This is a genomic window from Alteromonas sp. 4NH20-0104 (assembly GCF_057547795.1).
In genome coordinates this window covers 39207-58921 of record NZ_BAAJLP010000011.1, presented here as the reverse complement: position 1 = coordinate 58921, position 19715 = coordinate 39207, and the positions used below count along the sequence as shown (strand labels likewise).

At 51.1% G+C, this 19715-nt stretch carries 15 protein-coding genes; 4 read left to right on the top strand and 11 right to left on the bottom strand.

Annotation, left to right across the window (positions count from 1 at the left end; genetic code table 11):
* Positions 1–458: 458 nt before the first annotated feature.
* Both AC27IB_RS09845 and AC27IB_RS09840 read right to left on the bottom strand, forming a co-directional pair.
* Entirely contained in the window at positions 459–806 is a 348-nt protein-coding gene (locus AC27IB_RS09845) for a Fis family transcriptional regulator (RefSeq protein ID WP_487120607.1), read from the bottom strand.
* A gap of 46 nt (positions 807–852) precedes the next feature.
* Positions 853–1431 (bottom strand): DUF502 domain-containing protein, encoded by a 579-nt coding sequence (locus AC27IB_RS09840; RefSeq protein ID WP_487120605.1) that lies wholly within the window; start codon positions 1429–1431, stop codon positions 853–855.
* A 148-nt stretch (positions 1432–1579) separates the two neighbouring features.
* Here AC27IB_RS09840 and AC27IB_RS09835 point away from each other — a divergent pair, with 148 nt between their 5' ends.
* Positions 1580–2473, top strand: a complete 894-nt coding sequence (locus AC27IB_RS09835; RefSeq protein WP_296053782.1) for an inositol monophosphatase family protein — start codon at positions 1580–1582, stop codon at positions 2471–2473.
* 133 nt (positions 2474–2606) lie between these two features.
* Positions 2607–3581, top strand: coding sequence for a GGDEF domain-containing protein (locus AC27IB_RS09830; protein ID WP_487120602.1), 975 nt, complete (start codon positions 2607–2609; stop codon positions 3579–3581).
* A gap of 79 nt (positions 3582–3660) precedes the next feature.
* On the opposite strand, the gene AC27IB_RS09825 is transcribed toward AC27IB_RS09830, so the two are convergent.
* From AC27IB_RS09825 to AC27IB_RS09800, 6 genes are all read right to left on the bottom strand, one after another.
* Positions 3661–4971: a sugar MFS transporter gene (locus AC27IB_RS09825; RefSeq protein ID WP_296047989.1), complete on the bottom strand. Its 1311-nt coding sequence runs from the start codon at positions 4969–4971 to the stop codon at positions 3661–3663.
* Positions 4968–6098 carry an N-acetylglucosamine-6-phosphate deacetylase gene (gene nagA / locus AC27IB_RS09820; RefSeq protein ID WP_487120600.1) on the bottom strand — a complete coding sequence of 377 codons (1131 nt, stop codon included), beginning with the start codon at positions 6096–6098 and terminating at the stop codon, positions 4968–4970. Before nagA ends, AC27IB_RS09825 begins: the two co-directional genes overlap by 4 nt.
* Positions 6099–7097, bottom strand: coding sequence for a glucosamine-6-phosphate deaminase NagB-II (gene nagB-II, locus AC27IB_RS09815; protein WP_487120598.1), 999 nt, complete (start codon positions 7095–7097; stop codon positions 6099–6101). It abuts the gene before it with no gap.
* Positions 7097–7981 carry a glucosamine kinase nucleotide-binding domain-containing protein gene (locus AC27IB_RS09810; RefSeq protein WP_487120596.1) on the bottom strand — a complete coding sequence of 295 codons (885 nt, stop codon included), beginning with the start codon at positions 7979–7981 and terminating at the stop codon, positions 7097–7099. The genes nagB-II and AC27IB_RS09810 overlap by 1 nt, the downstream gene beginning before the upstream one ends.
* Positions 7982–8086: 105 nt before the next feature.
* On the bottom strand, positions 8087–10576 hold the full coding sequence (locus AC27IB_RS09805) for a family 20 glycosylhydrolase (protein WP_487120594.1): 2490 nt from the start codon (positions 10574–10576) through the stop codon (positions 8087–8089).
* A 94-nt stretch (positions 10577–10670) separates the two neighbouring features.
* Positions 10671–13400, bottom strand: a complete 2730-nt coding sequence (locus AC27IB_RS09800) for a TonB-dependent receptor (RefSeq protein WP_487120592.1) — start codon at positions 13398–13400, stop codon at positions 10671–10673.
* 233 nt (positions 13401–13633) lie between these two features.
* On the opposite strand from AC27IB_RS09800, the gene AC27IB_RS09795 reads away from it, so the two are divergent.
* Positions 13634–14656: a LacI family DNA-binding transcriptional regulator gene (locus tag AC27IB_RS09795; RefSeq protein WP_296048007.1), complete on the top strand. Its 1023-nt coding sequence runs from the start codon at positions 13634–13636 to the stop codon at positions 14654–14656.
* Between the two features lie 5 nt (positions 14657–14661).
* On the top strand, positions 14662–16143 hold the full coding sequence (locus tag AC27IB_RS09790) for a tryptophan halogenase family protein (RefSeq protein ID WP_296048010.1): 1482 nt from the start codon (positions 14662–14664) through the stop codon (positions 16141–16143).
* A gap of 62 nt (positions 16144–16205) precedes the next feature.
* On the opposite strand, the gene AC27IB_RS09785 is transcribed toward AC27IB_RS09790, so the two are convergent.
* The 3 genes from AC27IB_RS09785 to AC27IB_RS09775 form a co-directional block, all read right to left on the bottom strand.
* Complete coding sequence (locus AC27IB_RS09785) at positions 16206–17387, bottom strand: BaiN/RdsA family NAD(P)/FAD-dependent oxidoreductase (protein WP_487120589.1); 1182 nt, start codon at positions 17385–17387, stop codon at positions 16206–16208.
* 70 nt (positions 17388–17457) lie between these two features.
* Positions 17458–19059 carry a carboxylesterase/lipase family protein gene (locus AC27IB_RS09780; protein ID WP_296048014.1) on the bottom strand — a complete coding sequence of 534 codons (1602 nt, stop codon included), beginning with the start codon at positions 19057–19059 and terminating at the stop codon, positions 17458–17460.
* Between the two features lie 105 nt (positions 19060–19164).
* Positions 19165–19638, bottom strand: a complete 474-nt coding sequence (locus AC27IB_RS09775) for a peroxiredoxin (RefSeq protein ID WP_296048017.1) — start codon at positions 19636–19638, stop codon at positions 19165–19167.
* Positions 19639–19715: the final 77 nt, after the last annotated feature.

Sequence of the window (19715 nt, the reverse complement as noted above, 5' to 3'; positions counted from 1 at the left end):
TACTTTTGTAAGGTTAAAACTTCCTGCTTTTTTGTGGTTCTGTTGTGGCGAAATTAATGGTGATTGAAATCTCCGCTTTTTGTCGGATGCCGAAGGGCACTGCCTTTACTTTTGAAGATTAAAACTTCCTGCTTTTTTGTGGTTCTGTTGTGGCGAAATTAATGGTGATTGAAATCTCCGCTTTTTGTCGGGGTGCCGACAGCACCCAGGGGTGGCAGTGAGGCCCCCCCTGGACCCCGCTCAGTTCTATGTGGCGAAACAGCATGTTGGTAGACAAAAAGGGGAAACCTAACGAGGCAGAGCGGGCGTCCTGCCCGCCTGCCCTGGCTCGTCGTCCATGACGAGCCTACGCTTTCCCTAAACTTTTTGTCGACCAACAATTCGCCACAACAGAACCACATAAAAAGCAGATGTATCAAGCTAAAATAGCTTCCCCGACAAATTGCTCATAAATCCCTTTAGCAGTGAACTAACCTTTTCTGCCAGTCACCATTGTGCTCACGCTCACAGCTCTCCTCACTGTCGAAACACACATGTCGGCGGATATCCTTTACCTTAATCCCTACTTTCAACAGATGCTGCTGAATCAACTGGCGAAGCTTTTTATCGTTTTCCTCAATAGTGAGCTTGCGTACGTCTTCATCATGTTCAAATACGCAGGTCACCATCAGGCTGCCCGGAAACTGCTCATAGCGGGCAGTATGAGTGAGCCACACAAAACCAATCTGCCAGTCCTTGGCAGTTTCGCAGACCAGAGTGAGCGCTTTAACCACGTTATTATCGAGCTTTTTGATAGTTTTCTTCATAAGTAAACGCTCCGATATCCAGGTTGGACAGACACTTAGCTACAGCCTATTTAGCGTCTTTCTCAATCGAGTTACCGCCAGTCACCGCTATCCGCATGGCCGTTTCAACATCAATATCCAGCGGTGTTATCCGGTCTCGTTCAAGGTAAATGGTATAACCCCCTATCTGGTAGCTTAACGGCAGATACACAGCCACTTTATCTTCACCGGGAAAGAGTTTATTCGCCACTTTTTCACTGGTCATAAAACCCACCAGTTTAATGCCATTATCCAGTTCAACGGCAACCGCTTTTTTGGCTTCCTTTTCTTTTTTAACCTCAAACAGTTCTACCGCATCCTGCACCGCACCAAACAGGGTTTTAACCACTGGTACGCGAGCAAAAAGACGCTCACCGAGTAAAATTACCCAGTTAAACAAATAAGCATTAATCAAAATACCAATGGCCGTTAATGCCAGAATGACGGTCACTACACCCAATCCGGGGAAGTAATACTGCACAGGAATAAGCGGCGACAACAAAGCCTCGGTAGAACTAACCAGCCATACCAAAAAGTAAATAGTAATGGCGAAGGGCAAAATAATAACCAGGCCCTTTACGGGCAATAACAACAATTTATTAAGCATTAGCACTCTACTGAAAAAAGTGAACCGCAATGACGGCACCGATAACCGGTCAGGCATTGTAGATCAGTCTGTGGGTTATTTTAATCATCATCTCATTCAGCTTTATGTTAGCCGTTGTAAGCTGATAGCGGATCACCACGAAACGTTCATGAAAAGATCACTGGTACATCCCCTCAATGATGTCAGTATAGACAGACTAACCAACATCAACGGGGCCACAATGTTGAACAGCGAACAACTGCACCAATTAGCCGCTATATGCCGCCAGGCTTCAGATACCGAAATCATGCCGAGGTTCAGAAAACTGGGCAGTGATCAGGTTGAAGAGAAGCAAAATCATCACGACCTGGTAACGATTGCAGACCAGGCAGCCGAAACCTTTATTCTGGATAAACTCCGCGCACTGTATCCGGATGCCTTGCTCATTGGCGAAGAGAGTGTTTACCAGGATCCAGCAGCTTTGTCTCAATTCAGCAAAGCAGCCCTAAGCTTTGTATTAGACCCCATTGATGGCACCTGGCACTACGCCAATGGCTCGGTTAATTTTGGCGTTATGCTGAGTGTCGCCAGTCATGGCGAAGTGGTAGCCGGGATCATTTTTGAACCTATCAGCGGCGATTATATGTGGGCCATTAAAGGCCAGGGGGCTTTTGATCGGGTAGACGGGCAGGACCGCCCCCTGAAAGCTGGCCATCAGTCTTCGCTGCCACTTAGTGAGACCATGGGCTGTTTTTCATTTGGGGTGTCTAAGGGTGAAGACCGGCCGCGAGCCATTCAGGCCGTAATGCAAATGGGCCGGGTAATGGACTATCGCTGTGCCGCAGCGGAGTATCGCCTGCTAAACACCGGCGCCACGGCCTTTGTTATCTTTCAGGGTACGCTAAACCTCTGGGATCATGGGGCAGGGCTATTGATCAGTCAGGAAGCCGGAGCTGTTGCACGCATGCTCGATGGTTCTCAATATGCACCGCAGAACACAGGTAAGTTACTGGTGGCAGAAAGCGAGGCACGCTGGAATGAAGTGGCCGCGCTGTTTTCCTGAGCAACTAAAATAATACGCTTTATTTTGGCTGATATGGCTATTTAGCATTAAGCTCAATGGAGTGACTATAGTTAAAAATCTCGCCTTAGGGTTCACAGACCAACGGCATTGATGCTGATTAAGCGGAGGCGGTATGCTGGATAGAATAATTGATGGAAGCCTGATGCCACACGGGCACTGCCTGTTGTGGCGTTGGGACTTATTATTTTTGCACCTCGGCGGAGACCTGCTAACGGTCATGGCCTACTCGCTGATCCCCTTCGGTATTTTTTATTTTTTACGCAAACGTAAAGATCTGAACTTTAATGGCATCGCCATGTTATTTGGCGGTTTTATTGCCTTTTGTGGTGCTTCGCACCTGGTGGGACTGATCAATATATGGCATGGCTATTATTTTATTGAAGGCATTATCAAGTTCTCTACCGGCGTTATCTCTATTGTTACCGCGGTTTGTTTATGGCGCCTGATGCCCACCCTTATCAACATCCCCAGTATTGATATGCTCAGCCAGCGCAATGCCGAGCTGGAAGCCCTCAGAACTGAACTGGAAGAGTCCAACAAATCCTTGGAGGAGAAAGTCAAACAACGCACGCTTGAGCTCGAGCGCCAGGCCAATACCGATACCGTAACAGGCGTAGCCAGTCGCTTTGCCATTATGGACCGGCTTAGTCGTTGCTACCTGGAGTATCAGCGTTACCATCGCGCGTTTTCCATTCTGATGATAGATGTGGACCACTTTAAAGACATTAACGATAACCATGGCCACCAAACCGGCGATACGGTATTGCATGAACTTGCCATGTGTATTGCCAGCAATGTCAGACAGCCCGACTCGGTAGGTCGCTACGGGGGTGAGGAATTTTTAGTCATATTGCCGGAAACACCGGGCGAACAAGCACATGAGCTGGCCGATCGGATCCGTCTTGCCGTAGAAGCAATAACGCTCACCAATAACATTACTATTACCTGCAGCATTGGTGTGGCAACCATCAGCGCCAGCATTTCTGATGACGGGCTGGTAAGTCGGGCCGATAAAGCGCTGTATAAAGCCAAAAACGCCGGGCGCAATCAGGTTGTATCCTATGCCAGTGGGATGGCAGACGGCTGATAGCAACAAAAAAGCCCCGCTAGCGGGGCAAGAGGTCACACACTTCACTCACACGCAGCGTTCACGCTGCGAACATCTATTACCAGCTTGCTTTTTTATGACCAAAGGTGGCGTAGTAGCCAATAAACAAGTAGCACGGGATCATAATGGCATAGGCCAGCTGTGAAGAGAGCACATCGGCAAGGCCGCCATAGGCCAGCGGTAAAATGGCTCCACCAGCAATACCCATAATCAGAATGGCCGAACCTTGCGGGGTAAACTTACCCAACCCGGCTAATGCCAGCGGCCAGATAGTCGGCCAGACCATTGCATTGGCTAACCCTAACAGCGCAATCATGGCAATGGTATCTGGTACTTCGGGCAAGCCCAACCAGCCCCAGAGCAGGGAAGACAGCAATGTTGAATCGTCTGAGCCCAGCAAAATCGCCACCGTCAGTACCAGACCTAATCCGGCGGATGCCTTTAATGCAGCAGCCTGTGAAATAACCCGGGGAATACACACCAAGCCAAGCAGATAGCCCACCACCATGGCGGTCATGGTAAACGAGGTGAGTGAGGTAGCATTGGCAACACCCAGTGAAGAGCCGTACAGGCCAATGGTGTCGCCGGCAATAACTTCCACTCCCACGTAACAAAACAGGGCTACCGCGCCAAGCACCAGGTGCGGAAACTGCATCACCGAACCGGAAACTTCGGTAGCGGTATTTTCATCCTCAAAGCGAATATCCGGTAGGTTAACTTTCATTAAACCCAGCGCTAACAGTCCCAGCGCAATCGCCATACCGATGTATGGCTGAATAAGCTTAAAAGACATCTCGTTGAGCTGGATATTGCGTTCGGTTTCGCTCATCTGTGCCAGAGATACCTGGTTAACGTGGCCGAAATCACCCAACACCAGCGCAGTAAAAATCAGCGGTGCTAATACGCCGGCAAATTTATTCAACAAACCCATAAATGCAATGCGCGCCGCGGCGCTGTCTGGCGAACCAAGGTGCACAATAAACGGATTAGAAGCAGTTTGCAGAATGGTTAGCCCGGAGCCCACCACAAACTGAGCAAGTAAGAAGATGATAAAAGTTTTGCTCAACGCGGCCGGCACAAACAGCAGGCAGCCGCCGGCAATCATTGCCAGCCCCAGCGACATGCCTTTTTTATAGCCGGTATGCTCGAGGATTTTGGCCATTGGCAGGGCCATCACCACGTAGGCCACGTAAAAACAGAAGGCGATAAACAGCGCTTCCATTTCACTGAGCTCGCACACCATTTGCAAAAAAGGGATCAGGGCGCCGTTAAGCCAGGTGACAAAACCAAAGATAAAAAATAACAAACCAATGGTTAGCACCGGCATTAAACTGCGGGCACCCGGTTGGGCGACAGATTGCGTATTCATAGGGTTATCTCTCCGTTTTCGACGGGCTTACCGCGCAGCCAAATGCTTTCAATATTCAGCGCATCGTCCAGCAATAATAAATTGGCAGTCTGGCCTACGGCAATGCTGCCAAGGTGTTGTTCCTTACCCATAAACCGGGCCGGCGTCTGACTGGCCATGGTACTGACCTCTGGTAGCGTAAAGCCCAGGTCACGGTAACAGTTTTGCACTGCTGTATGCATATCGAGGCAAGAACCGGCCAGTGTTCCCTCCGGCGTAATCAGTTTGTCACCATGGCGTTCGATAACGGTGTTAAAAAAGGCCAGTTCAGTGATGTCTGTGCCCACATGGGCCATAGCATCGGTAACCAGCATAATGCGCTGTGCCGTTTTGGTTTTTATCGCCAGCGCAGCACTTTGCGGATGCACATGGTGATGATCGACAATCAGGCCACAATAGGCATCGCTGTGATTTAGTGCAGCACCCACCATACCCGGCGCGCGGGATTGTAAGGCTGACATGGCATTGTACAAATGGGTAAATCCGCTGGCACCGGCTTGCAGGGCTGCCATGGCTTGTTCGTAGGTAGCATTGCTGTGCCCCAACGCCACTACCACACCGGCGGCCACCAGTTCGCGAATAAATCCAACGTCCACATTATCCGGTGCCACGGTCACCAACACCCGCCCCAGATCCTGGCGGGATAAAATGGCCAGTTCACTGTCTTTGGGATGGCGAATAAAGCCCGCTTCGTGAACGCCTTTTTTGGCCACGTTCAGAAACGGCCCTTCAAAGTGCACACCTACGATAGTGGGGTGGTCGTCGGCTATCACTTCGGCAATAGCATCTGCGGCTCTTGCCATAGCCGGCTCACCATCGGTGATTAACGTGGGTAACATTGAGGTGGTACCGAAACACAGGTGAGCCCGCGCCAGTTTATCCAGACTTGCGGCATTGGGTTGCTGGTTAAATAAAACCCCGCCGCCGCCATTTACCTGGGTATCAAAGTAACCGGGCAGTAATGTCCCCGCTTTTACCGGTTCATCGCCGGCCGGCTCAATAGCCACGACAATGCCATCTTCAACAGTTATGCAGGTATTATTAAGCACGCCGGCTGGGGTGATAACCTGTTGTACACACATTTTCATTTATACAGTTTCCGTTACTTTATTAAGCCCCGGCGGCGTATCCGGGTTAAGACCCATTTCCATCGCCACCTGTTCGATATCCAGGTAAAAACGCTGCATCAGCAATAAGGGTAACACTCTTTTATGCAAGGTCGTGTCTGCACAATCCAACTTCACCATGTTAGCGCCGCGCTGGCGCACGTTATCCGACATGGTGTGATGGTAGGGCTGAGACTCATCCGGAATATCCAAATCGATAATCAGCAAGGGCTTTTCAGCCAGGGTGACCGGCCCGTGAATAAATTCGGCGCTGCTAAAGGATTCTGCGTGGATCCCCAGTACTTCTTTAAGTTTAAGCGCCACCTCCCTGGACACTGCATAGCCAAAGGCTCGCCCTAACACTATGCAGTTTTGTACGCCCTGTAAGTGCGCTAATTCAAGCTGCGGCGGTTGCTTACAGACCATTTCCATTGCTGCGGGCAAGTCAGACAGAGAAGCTTCCAGGGCTTTATTCTCAGACCACAAGGCACATAATTGCAATAACGCCGACAAACTGGCCAGGTAACTCTTGGTGGCAGCCACCGCCTGCTCTTTGCCCGCACGTATTGGCAACACGGCATCACAAATAGAGGCCAGAGGGGACGTCTCATCATTCACCAACGCCACCGTATAAGCACCGCCCTGCTTAGCGAATCTGGCCTGATGCAGAATATCCGGACTGCGTCCTGACTGTGAAATCACAATCACCAGCGCATTGTTCAGGTTAAGCTGTTTATTGAAAATCCCCGATACCGAGGGCGCCGCGGCGCACACCGGAATACCCAGCTCCACTTCATAAAGATATTTAGCAAACACACCGGCATGATCAGAAGAGCCACGGGCTATCATCATGATCATACTCGGCTGCAGAGTGCGTAAAGTTTCGGCAAGCGCATCGCACACGGGCTTGTTGTGTTTAAGTTGATCGGCAATTACTGTGGCGGCCTGACGGGCCTCGTGCGCCATAATACTGTTGGTCATTATCCCTCTCCGGATGTTACTGCTTGTTTTGCCAATAAGATTGCGCCCTGTTCGGGGCTGTATGCGCAGGGCTGGATCCGCTGCTGTATGGCATCACTTAATAACGGTTGGTAAACGGCGGTCAGCCCGCCAATTAAACATAATTCGAACTCGCTGTTACCAATGGCTTGTTCGGCAAGACACTGTAAATAATGACGGCCTTGCTCAATAAAGCCTGCAACGACACTGTCACCATTTTGATATAAGGGCATCAGTGAGGTCACGATGGCCGCGTAGTCATTAGAATTAAACCCACTGCACTGCTGAACAATGTCTTCGGCCTGCTCACTGTTGAAGTGCGCAGAAACTGCGTCGAATACCGCATCGCGGGGCGCCAGATGGTCATAGCCAAGCAGAGTATGCTGAATGGCCTGTAATCCCAGCCAGGCACCGCTGGCTTTGTCGCCAATCGGGAAGCCATGACCACCGAAGTCGGTAAACGTATGGTTGGCATAGCGTGTAGCCGATGAGCCGGTCCCACACACAATCACTGCCCCGGCATTGCCTCGGTGAGCGCCGGCACAGGCGGCGTGTAAATCACTCACAAGATGAACCCGCATAAAGGGCAGTTCACGCTTCAAAAACGCCTGACTGGCCCCAGCAATATTGGCGCCTGCCAATCCTGCGCACAACACTACCTGTTCGGCAGTAATAGACAGCCCGGTTTGCTTAATAGCCTGCTCTGCGGCCTGGCGAATAGAGGCTTCGGCTACATCCGGGTTGCGCATAATGTTGGCCGGACCGCTGCTGGCGGTCGACAATACCTTGCCGTGCTGATCTTCAAGACGAACCCGGCAACGGCTCCCTCCTCCATCAACACCAATAAAATACGTGTTACTTTTCATAGCTAATTGTTCTCAACTTGCGATAGTTGCCTCGCCACCAACTCACTGAATTACGCCTGTGGGCAGTGATATAAAAATTATTAGGGTCTGTCGTCAGCATGCTGATTAGGGTTCCACTGCGATAATTCGGCTGGTGTGAGGGCTGTTAATTAAGCGCGCGCGCACAAAATGAATAGAATCTTTAGATAGAGCTCTGGTGTAAGTGTGCCAGGTACTGGCATCTGCGCTGTATTCCAGCTTCAGATTCGGCATGGCAGCCCGCAGTACTATTTGCTGTTGTTCATTAATCTGGTATCCCGGCGGTGGGATCCGGACATTAATACCCGCCTTAACCAGCCGTGGGTAATGGCGCTTCGCCACCACCTGGGTAAATTCCGTAAAGTCGCGATTCAGCTCAGTAAGATAATCCGCTTGTGAGGCATTGCCTTCCCACTCAGCCTGATGCCAGGCACGCTCAGCAAAGGCCAGTAAACGGGGGAAAAGCATATATTCAACACTGCGCTGATCGCGGGTAATCTCGGTCCAGAGCTGCGCCTGCATACCCAGAACTTCAGTAGCCTGCTGGCGCGGTTCATCATCATAGGGATGCCCCATTCTGTCAGTCCAGAGCGTCGAGTGCTGGCCAGGATACTGCGGCATAAACCCGAACACTTTTTTTAACGATACTGACTTAGCTCCCCAGTAATAACCCGGTTCGAGAGGGTCGTTTTGATACGGAAAATCAAAGTACAGCACATCCGGCAGTGACAATACCGCCGGTATATTGGACGCGACTAACTGGCTAATCGTGTTGCTAGCGCCGGCTGGCAGCGTCTGCCAAACGTTAACGTATACATTGGCCTCTGGCAGTGCCGGTAAAGCTTCCATCATGCCATCGCTCCAGCCGGCCATTACCAGCCCCTTGCTGTTACCCAGCTTAATGATTTCCTGAATAAAGGTTTTGGCAATATCGTGGGGCGCAATGCCTGAATCCTGACAAGCCGCTGATTTTGTCCAGGCGCCGGCCGTTTCGTCGGCGCCAATATGATAGGTAGTAAGCGGCACACCCGCTTGTTGATGCATCGCTTTAAGCTCCGCCAGCAGCTTATCAATAAAGCGAAACGTTGACGGTAAACACGGGTTAAGGGTGTTGTCGTTATAGTGCTGAATTGAGGAATACACCGACGTATCGCTAAATTCAGTGAGCAGGTACATTTCGGCCTGTTCGGGCTTGTTCTCGGCCATCAGGCGGGCATGCCTGGCTTCCATAGACTTAATTGCTGCTCTGGAATGGCCCGGCATATCCAGCGACGGGATCACTTCTATGCCCCATTGTGCCGCCAACTGCAGGAGAGATTGATACTGCTCAACACTCAGATAGCCATTAACCCCGGCATCCCGGCTCGGACCAGACCCCAGCTGTGGCATCAGGCATCGACGCTCCGACTCATCATGACACCGATAAGCACCTACATTGGTGAGTTCCGGTAGCCCGGGAATTTCCAGACGCCAGCCTTCATCGTCACTGACGTGCAAATGGAGTTTATTGAGTTTTAATATCGCCATCTGCTCCAGCAGCATGGTAATCGACTCATAGCCGGTAAAACTGCGGGCAATGTCAAAATGGACGCCCCGAAAAGCAAATCGAGGGGCGTCGGTTATAGTGGTGACGGCAACCTGGCCGCTTTGCGGTTCGCGCAATTGAGCCAGGGTTAACAGACCATAGCCAGCCGCGGTATCGGAAGCCGCAGTCAGGGTGATGATGTGCTCATCGACTCGCAACTCATATTGCTCAGCACTGCTAAACTGCTGCGCCGCGAAAATAACCTTAATGGTTTCCAGACGCTCACCAACCGGTAAGCCTAACTGCTCAACGAGTGGTATCCAGGGTGCCAGATGGGCCGCATTCGATGGCAGATTGATACCCGCGAGCGCCCTTTTTTGCAAGCTATCCTGGCGTGTTTTCACTTGCGGTATCACCCGATGAGCACTGGACGCCGCCCACTGCTCTGGTAACGAGGCAAATTGCGCTCGGCTGATTTCAAGAGGCAGTGAATCTTCGGCATTACGGCGATACTGATTTGGTCTGGTCCAGGTACCGGTGTGAGCGTTCACCGGTAAGCCAGTACCTTGCTCTATCTGTTGCACGGTACTGTCGATAACCACCGGGGCCAGTGCCCCGGCAACCAAATAGTAATTTGGCATAATGTCAGACCGGGCCGCATGCCAGGCCGGTGCCATTATGCGAATATCCTCAGTGGTGTGAGCAGGGATGGTCTGAGAAAGAGACATTTGATGATGATCGCCATTAATATGGCTAATGCTAACCGCCACGCTTTGCGCCGTTGCGATGGGCGTAATGTGACTAAAATGAATCACTGTCCCCCTGGTCAGTGGCACGGCCTGGGTTTGCAAACGGATTTGCGCGCTGAAACAGTGCCCGGCAATCCCGGCGGACTGACAAGCCGACTGATCAATATTATCCAATACCTGATATTGCACGACCAGTGTTCTGCCCAACTGGTTAAGCTCGTGCTGGGTGATGGTCGCAGCGCTTGCACTTAAACTCGCAAAAGACCAGGCCAGACAATATTTAATTAGGGTATTGATCATCATTGAACATCTTCGTGGTGGATTAGAGTAAACAGAGTAGTAATTCTTTGGGCAGTGTCAGCCGCTGACCGGCAAATAACCGGCCAGCGGTAGTTGCTTAAAAGCTCATGCTCGCGCCAACAAACAGGCGTCGACCATTGGCACTTTGGGTACCACCTAAGCGAGCGCCATCCGACTCCCGTACATAGTAGTTTTCCCAGATTTCATCGGTCAGGTTTAAGGCTTCCGCTTTAAACGTGACGTTGTCATTAAACTGCCAGCTGAACTGCGCATCCAGTTGCGCCTGCTCATCGCGATACTGAGTACCAATTTCGGCCTGAGCAATGAAATACTCCGAACGATAATTGTAGTTCAGACGCGCGCTGTACTGGTCTGTTTCATAATAAACGCCCACGTTAAACGAGTTCTTCGACGTATTGGGGAAGCTCACCGTCCGGCTGGTTAACGTAGCACCAATGATATTACCGTCATCATCCAGTACCGGTGCGGCTTCGTCAATTTCCGCATCGTCGAGGTCAGTGTAGGTGTAGTTAAAGTACCCGCCAAAGCCGTTTTCAAAGGCGTGCTGAAGCTGGAATTCAAAGCCTTCAAGCGCCGTTTTGCCACCGTTTTCAGGCGTACTCAGCTGGTTAATTTGCTGACCGTTAATTTCTTTAGCCACGGTTTTGGTAAAGATAAAGTCGCTGATATCCTTTCTGAAGAAGGTAATTGACGCCAGTGATGCACTGTCGAAATACCATTCCACACCCGTTTCAAACTGATTCGCTGTTAACGGATTCAGCGCCGGGTTACCCGCTGAGCCTGAGCTGGTTTCCGGGGTGAGGTTGACTGCCGGAGCCAGCTGGAAAGGCGCCGGACGGGTAATCACACGGGCGGCAGCAAAACGTAAGATAACATCTTCAGACAGGTTATAAGCAATGTTTGCACTGGGCAGCCATTCTTTATAGTCGCTGTCGTAAGCCACGTCCTGACCGGAATTTAAATCAAAGCCATTCGAGGTTGAATCAGTTTCAACATAACGTATGCCAATGTTACCGCGCAGATCGTCGGTGGCAAATTTTGCCATGGTGTACAAGGCGGTTATACTTTCTTCAATGTCGAAAGAGGCATCTTTCAAAAACACATTGCTGTTACGACACAGTCCACCGGCATTCCCTTCGTTACACTCAGAAACGTTATATAACGCCGAGTACATGAGGTCTTTGTCCGGCATAAAGTAGCTCGCTGCCACACCATTGGTTTGCGAATGACTTACATTAACCATATCGCCGCTCCAGAAGTCGCTCGCTGGTCCCAGACTGCCTTCACCGGTGGGGGCCAGATTAGCCAGATCGGTTCGGTAGCGCTGCTGGGAGAAGCTGCGGTCGCGGAATTTCATACCGGATTTAATTTCATTAATCGCGCCCCACTCTACAAAGTGACTGTAGTCAAACTGCAGGTAGTCTTCTTTATCTTCGGTGCTGTTTTCCTGATCAAAAATTCCGCCTAACCACATTTCATCACCGGGGTTAGCCAACCAGGGACTCGCACTCACAAAATCGATGTAAGGGTTAGTACCGCCTGGATTATAGAAGTCGAAAGACGCGCGTTCATCATCCGGGGTTACCCAGAACTCGGTGAAGAAGTCGTTGTTGGTGCCTTCACCACTGGTGGTGCCTAACTGAAAGTGCAGTTCGCCATTTTCCAGGGTGTAGGTACCTTCCAAATCGAGCACGTCGGTCGACATCTCAGAGCCATCACGGTAGATATTGTCGTAAGCAATATGGCGTGCCCAGCCCGGACGGTTTGGTACGCCGGTTACCGCCAGTGAATCTACAATACCGTTACTTACGGTACCCGGATTGGTATCTGTGCCTAAGAAGGCCACGCCTCTGAACGGAATACCGATAAGGTTGGAGTTAACGTTATCCGCTTCCATTACCGACGACATATAGTGCAGAGACAGGTCCAGATCGTCGGTGACCAGCCACTGACCGGTAATATCGAAACCTTTACGTTTACGATCCTGCTTAAACAAGGCTGAACCCATTCCCCATGGAATAGCGCCGCGCTCACTGGCACCCTGCGGTGCTTCAATAAGCGGGTCAATACGCGCAATGCTGGGGCCAAACCAGCCAAAATCTTCATTGGTTTCACGCTGAACGGTTCGTTGTTGATAACTGGCAGAAACCAGTAAACCAAACGTTCCCTCGTCATTTTTCCAGCTGTATAAGCCAGACAATGACGGATCGGTCGTTTCTGCGTTGTCACTGTACTGCCCTTCAATCGACACCTGCGAAGTATTGGCATCGAGGTCCAGCGGTTTGCGGGTGCGCAGAATGACCGTACCACCGAGTGCGCCTTCATCTAAATCCGCTTGTGATGATTTATACACCTCAAGACCGGCGACCATTTCTGAAGCCAGGATCTCAAAGTTAAAGTTACGTGTAGCGTCAGACAATACAAACCATTGTGCGGTACCCACCGCCTGACCATTCAGTAAGGTCAGGTTTTGATCGGGTTGTACACCCCGAATGGTCACACCCTGACCTTCACCAAAATCCCGGTCAATCGTAATACCCGGGATACGTGACAGTGACTCTGCCACGTTTTTGTCGGGGAATTTGCCAATATCTTCTGCGGTAATGGCATCCACCACACTGTCGGAAAAGCGTTTGGTGTTTATGTTTTCTTTCTGGCTTGCCCGAATACCACGGATTTCAATCACTTCAGTATTGTCTGCACCTTCTTGTGCGAAAGCGGCCGGCGCTGAAGTTACCGCAACAGCACCTACTGCAAGTGCCAGACGAAGCCCACGAGTTAGTTTAGTTATTCTGTGTTTATGCATCACTCAAGTCCTTGTTCTCATCATAATGACAACGCTGTCATTTTACTCATAAATAAAATGACAGTCGCGTTCACTAGCCAGAATTTGGTTAATGACAACGCTGTCATTGAGTGTTAAGCTACAACAAGGAATTAACCTTTGCAAACATATTTATTTACTATTCGGCATGAATATTACGTAACCTACTGATAAGTATATGCAAAAAATTGTTTAAAAATTATTCTGGAGGCATAATGTCTGCCACGATAAAAAGTGTTGCGGAATACGCCGGTGTATCCATTAAAACCGTTTCCCGGGTTATCAATAACGAAGGCACGGTAAAACCCGATACGCTGGCTAAAGTACAGCAGGCTATCGACGCCCTGGATTACCGCCCCAACAAAGCGGCCCGTGATTTAGCCGGGCGAGACAACTATGTGCTGGGTTACGTCTACGACAACCCCAACGCCTATTACATTCTGGCCATGCAGAACGGTATTCTTAAGGAGTGTCGTGCCAATGGTTACGAGCTGCTAATCCACCCCTGCGACGCCACCAACGCTAACATTATCGATGAGTTGGTTAACATGGTTAACAGTGCTCGACTGGCCGGGCTGATCCTGTCTCCCCCCTTGTCAGAGATGCCCGACGTATTGCAGGCCATGGACGAAAAAGGCATTCAGTATGTGCGGGTACTTTCAGGCGATAAAGCCCCTGATGACAAGCCCTGTGTACTGGTAGACGATTATCAGGCTGCCCGCCAAATCACCGAGCACCTGATCAACCAGGGACACCAACGTATTGCCTTTATCGCGGGTGAAAAACAACACCATTCCACCACCGAACGGGAACGCGGGTTTTATCAGGCGCTTGCCGATCGGGGTATTCACCCGGACCCGGATCTGGTGGTTGAAGGTACCTATTCATTTGGTACCGGTGTACAAAGTATTCAGCAACTGCTGGCATTGCCTGAGCCGCCCACCGCGCTATTTGCCTGTAACGATGAAATAGCCGCGGGTGCGCTGTTCGGAGCCCGTATGCAAGGCGTAGATGTACCTGAAGCGCTGGCCATTGCCGGGTTTGAGAACAGCCCCTTTTCAACTCAGACGTTTCCGCCACTCACCACCGCTTCGCAGCCCACGGCGCAAATTGCCCAGCGCGCTACATCTTCGTTAATTCGTTCTTTGCAGGCCCGTAAACGTAAAGCCGAGAACCAAACCGTTCCCGCCGATATCTTTGTGCCTGAACTGATTGTTCGCGAATCCACCAGCCGGTAGCCACTATGACCAATAGCACTCAACAGCCCGAATCAATCGTTATCGTTGGCGGCGGCACCGCCGGCTGGATGTGTGCGGCCTATCTGGCGGCGAAGTGGAGCAAGCGCTATCGCATTACGCTTATCGAATCGGCACAAATTGGTACGGTGGGCGTAGGTGAAGGTTCCACTCCGTTTTTAAAACAGTTTTTTGCCGAACTGGGCTGGCAGGAGTCCGACTGGATGCCCGCCTGCGATGCAACCTATAAAACCGGAATTGAATTTAGCAACTGGACCAGCAGCGAGCGCTTTAAACGTTATTTTCACCCTTTTTTCAGTGCCCTGGATTTAGACACCGCCGACCACTTCTTTGCAAACTGCAACCAGTTGCGACGGGGCCAGAACGCGGCTGTTCGGCCCGAGCAGTTTTTCTCTGCAGCCACAATGGCAGAAGCGGCAGTCTCACCGGTTAGTACTACTCTGGGCGGCGACATTGATTATGCTTATCACTTTGATGCCAGCAAACTCGCCTGTTGTTTACGCAACTTTGCTGTGCGTCAAGGCGTGACGCATCTTACCGGCAATGTACTGAAGGTGCAGTGCACTAACGGCCACATCACCCAATTGGAAACCGATTGCAGCGCCCCCCTTACTGCCACGCTGTTTATCGATTGCTCGGGCTTTCGCGGATTGCTAATGAAACAAGGGCTTGGGCAGTCTTTGCAAAGCTATCAGGATTGTTTATTCAACGACCGCGCCGTGGCCATCCCCACCCCGCACAATCAGCCGCAACAGGCCATCACGCCACAAACCCGCTCAGAAGGCTTATCCTGTGGCTGGATGTGGAATATCCCACTGACCAGCCGGGTAGGCAATGGTTATGTGTACAGCAGCCAGTTTTGCTCGCCGGAGGAAGCTGAGGCAGAGTTAAGGCAGCGTCTGAATGTTAGCGATGAAACCTCCGCTCGCCACCTGACTATGCCCGTTGGCCGCTTGCAGGAACACTGGCACAACAATTGTGTTGCTATTGGCTTAGCCCAGGGCTTCATCGAGCCGCTGGAGGCTACTGCTCTGATGCTGGTGCAATATGGTATTTACCAGTTGTCGAGCCGGTTAGGTGAACCTGTAACGACTACTAGCCGCAGTCAATACAATACCGAAATGAACAGGATGTTCGACGGTATCCGTGATTACATTGTGGCTCACTACTATCTGAACACGCGTACCGACAGCCCCTACTGGCAGGCTTGTCGCCATGATATCAGGGTACCGGAAAACCTGTCTTTACTGGTCAATGCCTGGGACGGCCCGGGCCAGTTTGAGGAAGCGCTGGACAGCATAGACCAACAACTCGTGTACTTGCGGCCTTCCTGGTATTGTATTCTGGCAGGCATGGGCAGGTTTAAAGCCCAGGCAGCTAACCTTCCTGATCCTGGCGCTGCTGCTGGCATTCAACAATATCTTACCCGGACGGTTGGTGAGCACTTTAAGGCGCAGTTGTTGGCTTAGCGATAGCCGGTCACCTCAACAGCCTGTTTCACTTTATCTGTTGTCTATCAACAAACTGCCAGCTACACATACTGAGCCGCGGCCCAGCCGCTGCTCCACGCCCACTGGAAGTTATAGCCGCCCAACCAACCGGTGACATCCACCACTTCGCCAATAAAGAATAACTGTTCTACTTTCTTACTCATCATGGTCTTTGATGACAGCTCGTCGGTGTCTACACCGCCCAGTGTGACTTCAGCAGTTCGATAACCCTCGGTACCATTTGGGTGAATCTGCCAGTCTTCAAAAAAGCCGGCGATGGAGTCAGCTTCTTTGCTGTTTAATTGTTTTAACGGTTTATTATCCCAGTCATTCAACTCACAAAAGGCCGCCGCAACGCGCTTGGGAAAATGCTTTGCCAGCCAGGTAGTGATTAAAGAATCAGGATTCTTTAATTGCGCATCTGCCAGGCTTTCTGCGATATCGAAGGTAGGCGCAGCATTGATATGCAGCGTATCACCGGGCTGCCAGTAACTTGAAATTTGCAGCATGGCCGGGCCGCTTAAGCCCCGGTGCGTAAATAAGGTGTTTTCTCTGAACGTGGTATCGTTGCAGGTCGCATAAGTGTCGATCGCCACACCGCTTAGCTCGGCCAGGATCGTCTTGTCTTTTTCATGCAGGGTAAAGGGCACCAGACCGGCTCGTGTAGGTAATACTTTGATCCCAAATTGCTCAGCCAGTTTATAGCCAAACGGGGTGGCACCGAGTTTTGGCAGGCTCAGCCCGCCGGTTGCAACCACCAGAGACTCACACTCGTAGTCGCCCATGGACGTGCTTAAAGCAAAGCCCTCATCGGTTTTGCTCACACCGTGGATCTCACAGCGGGTGGTAATCTCCACATTGGCTTTCCGGCATTCACTCACCAATAAATTTACGATATCGGCCGCGGAGTCGTCGCAAAATAGCTGTCCCAGGGTTTTCTCGTGATAGGCGATACCATATTCGGCTACCAGCGAAATGAAATCCCACTGGGTATAGCGGCTTAGCGCGGATTTGCAAAAATGAGGATTGTTACACAGGTAGTTTTCGTGGCTGGCATACATGTTGGTAAAGTTGCAACGGCCGCCGCCAGACATGAGGATTTTACGGCCGATTTTTTTTGCGTGATCCAGCACCGCCACACTACGACCGCGCTTTCCGGCTTCGGCCGCACAGAATAATCCGGCTGCTCCCGCCCCAATCACAATTACATCAAACTTATTCAAAACAACACGCTCCTCTCCTGACCGGCGTATTATAGGTCAGGAGAAGCGTGGTTAATATGGTTCGGCCGATTTAATTACTGCTTTCAATCGCCGCTTTAACCACATCCAGTCTGGCTTTCCACGGATCACTAACGTGCTCCACTGTGCCATTGCGGGTCATATTCAACATGTTGCTTTTTGCCGGGTCAAACACCTGCCATTGCACGCCACTTTCACTCGATGGCTGGCCGGTTTTGGCAAAACTCACAATGTACTGGTGAATAGTATCAGCGGCCGCAATGTCCTGCTCCGTTAATGCTTCACCGTATTTCGCCGCTACCGTGTTGAAGAAGAACGGGATATCCGAAGCATGGGGGGCTCCCGGGCTATCAACACTTTCAGCAACGGTACCAAAGCGATAAAAGAATGCCTGTTGACCCATCTCAGTGATCTGTTCTGCCACGAACCTTGCCGGTTCCTGCATACTGCGATCCTGCCCTACCGCATAACCCACCGCCTGAAACGGTGCCTCCCCGGTAGGATCGTAAACTTCCCGGGCCTTGTCGGCGTGAGGTCCAAAGGAAGCAAACAGACCATCTTTATCTTTAAAGAAATTAAAACCAATATCCAGACTGGTGGCGCCTACCATCACATCCACCGCTGCCAGATTGCCGTGGCGTAGCGCGTCACCGGTGGTTTCGGTAATGATTTCACCGTCCTGCATCGGGCCGCCTGCCCAGGTAGGCTTATCGGTGGGTGTGGGGTTAAACAAGGCTGCAAGATTAAAGCCGTCGACGATGTCTTCGGCACTAAGCTCTCGCAGTGCGGCCAGCGCCTGTGCATCGGTACCGGTAATGCCGTGCTTCTCGGCATAGTTAAGACCATACTGCTCACCGGCCAGGGAGCCTGGCGTTGGTTCAGTCACCTTGCGATCGCCAAACAATGAACGGCCGCCGCCCGACATGATAATCGCCCGGTTAAATAATCCTCTGACCTGCTTTGCCTGCATCATGGCATGCACAGAGCCGCCGCCGGCTGATTCGCCCATTATCGTGACGTTATTCACATCGCCACCAAAGGCGGCGATATTGGCGTTAACCCATTTAAGTGCAGCAATTTGGTCCATGTAGGCGTAATTGCCCAGCATGTCGCCGGTCGATTCAGCCTCAGCAGTCAGCGCAGGGTGGGCAAAAAAGCCGAACCGCCCCAATCGATAGTTAAAACTTACCAATATCACACCATTTTTGGCGAATTCACTGCCGTCGTACACCGCCGGCGATGCGCCGCCATTGACGAAGCCGCCACCATAGATCCATACCAGCACCGGTGTTGTGCCATCGGCATCTTTCGGTACCCAGACATTCGCGTACAAACAGTCTTCTGCCGGTGTTTTCCCCAACGGAGCGGCATCGCTGGGAAAAGGCAACTGCATACAGTCGTTACCGTAATCGGTGGTTTGTTTCACTCCCTTCCAGGGAGTCACAGGCTGAGGCGCTCGCCAGCGCAGTTCGCCAACCGGTGGCGCTGCAAATGGAATGCCCTTGTAGATCACCAATTGTTCAGCAACCGTTCCTTTTATCTTGCCGCCGGTCACCTCAACTTCCCCGGGTGTATTGGCCGCAGAACAGGCGAATAAACCCACCAATGAGCCCAGTACAATCAGGCCATATTTTTGTAGTGAACAACGGAACATTTTTACATCCTGTGCAACAGTAATGCTAAGCGGGACAGGTAATCGTTGGATTACCCGGCATCGGCAAGAGTGGCCAGCGTACGATCTTGCACACTGGCTACCGGACTATAAGCTTTTTAACATCGATTCAGCGTCACTGACTTCAAAGCGACCAGGATCTTCGACGTTGAGTTTAACCACTTCGCCATCTTCCACCAGCATGGAGTAGCGCACTGAACGAATACCACCAAAGTCACTGGTGTTCATATCCAGGCCAATGCTTTTAGTGAAAAAAGCATTGCCGTCGGCCACCATCAGGATTTCTTCGGCGTTAGCAGACTTGCCCCAGGCATCCATCACATAAGCGTCGTTCACGCTTAAACAAATAATGCTATCCACCCCTTTGGCCTTAATTTTATCCGCAAGTGCAACATAACCCGGTAAATGTGCTTCCGAGCAGGTTGGTGTAAATGCACCAGGTACAGCGAAGACGACCACGCGTTTACCGCTAAATAACTCATTCGTATGCGGACTGGTCATTTTGCCGTCCTTCATTAATCCAAACGTCACTTCCGGCAGGGTGCTACCCACATCAATCATGTTGTTCTCCCAGAGAAATAATATAATTAACAGCAAGCTGTCTTAGGTAAATTACTTTGTAACTATAACAGTATCTG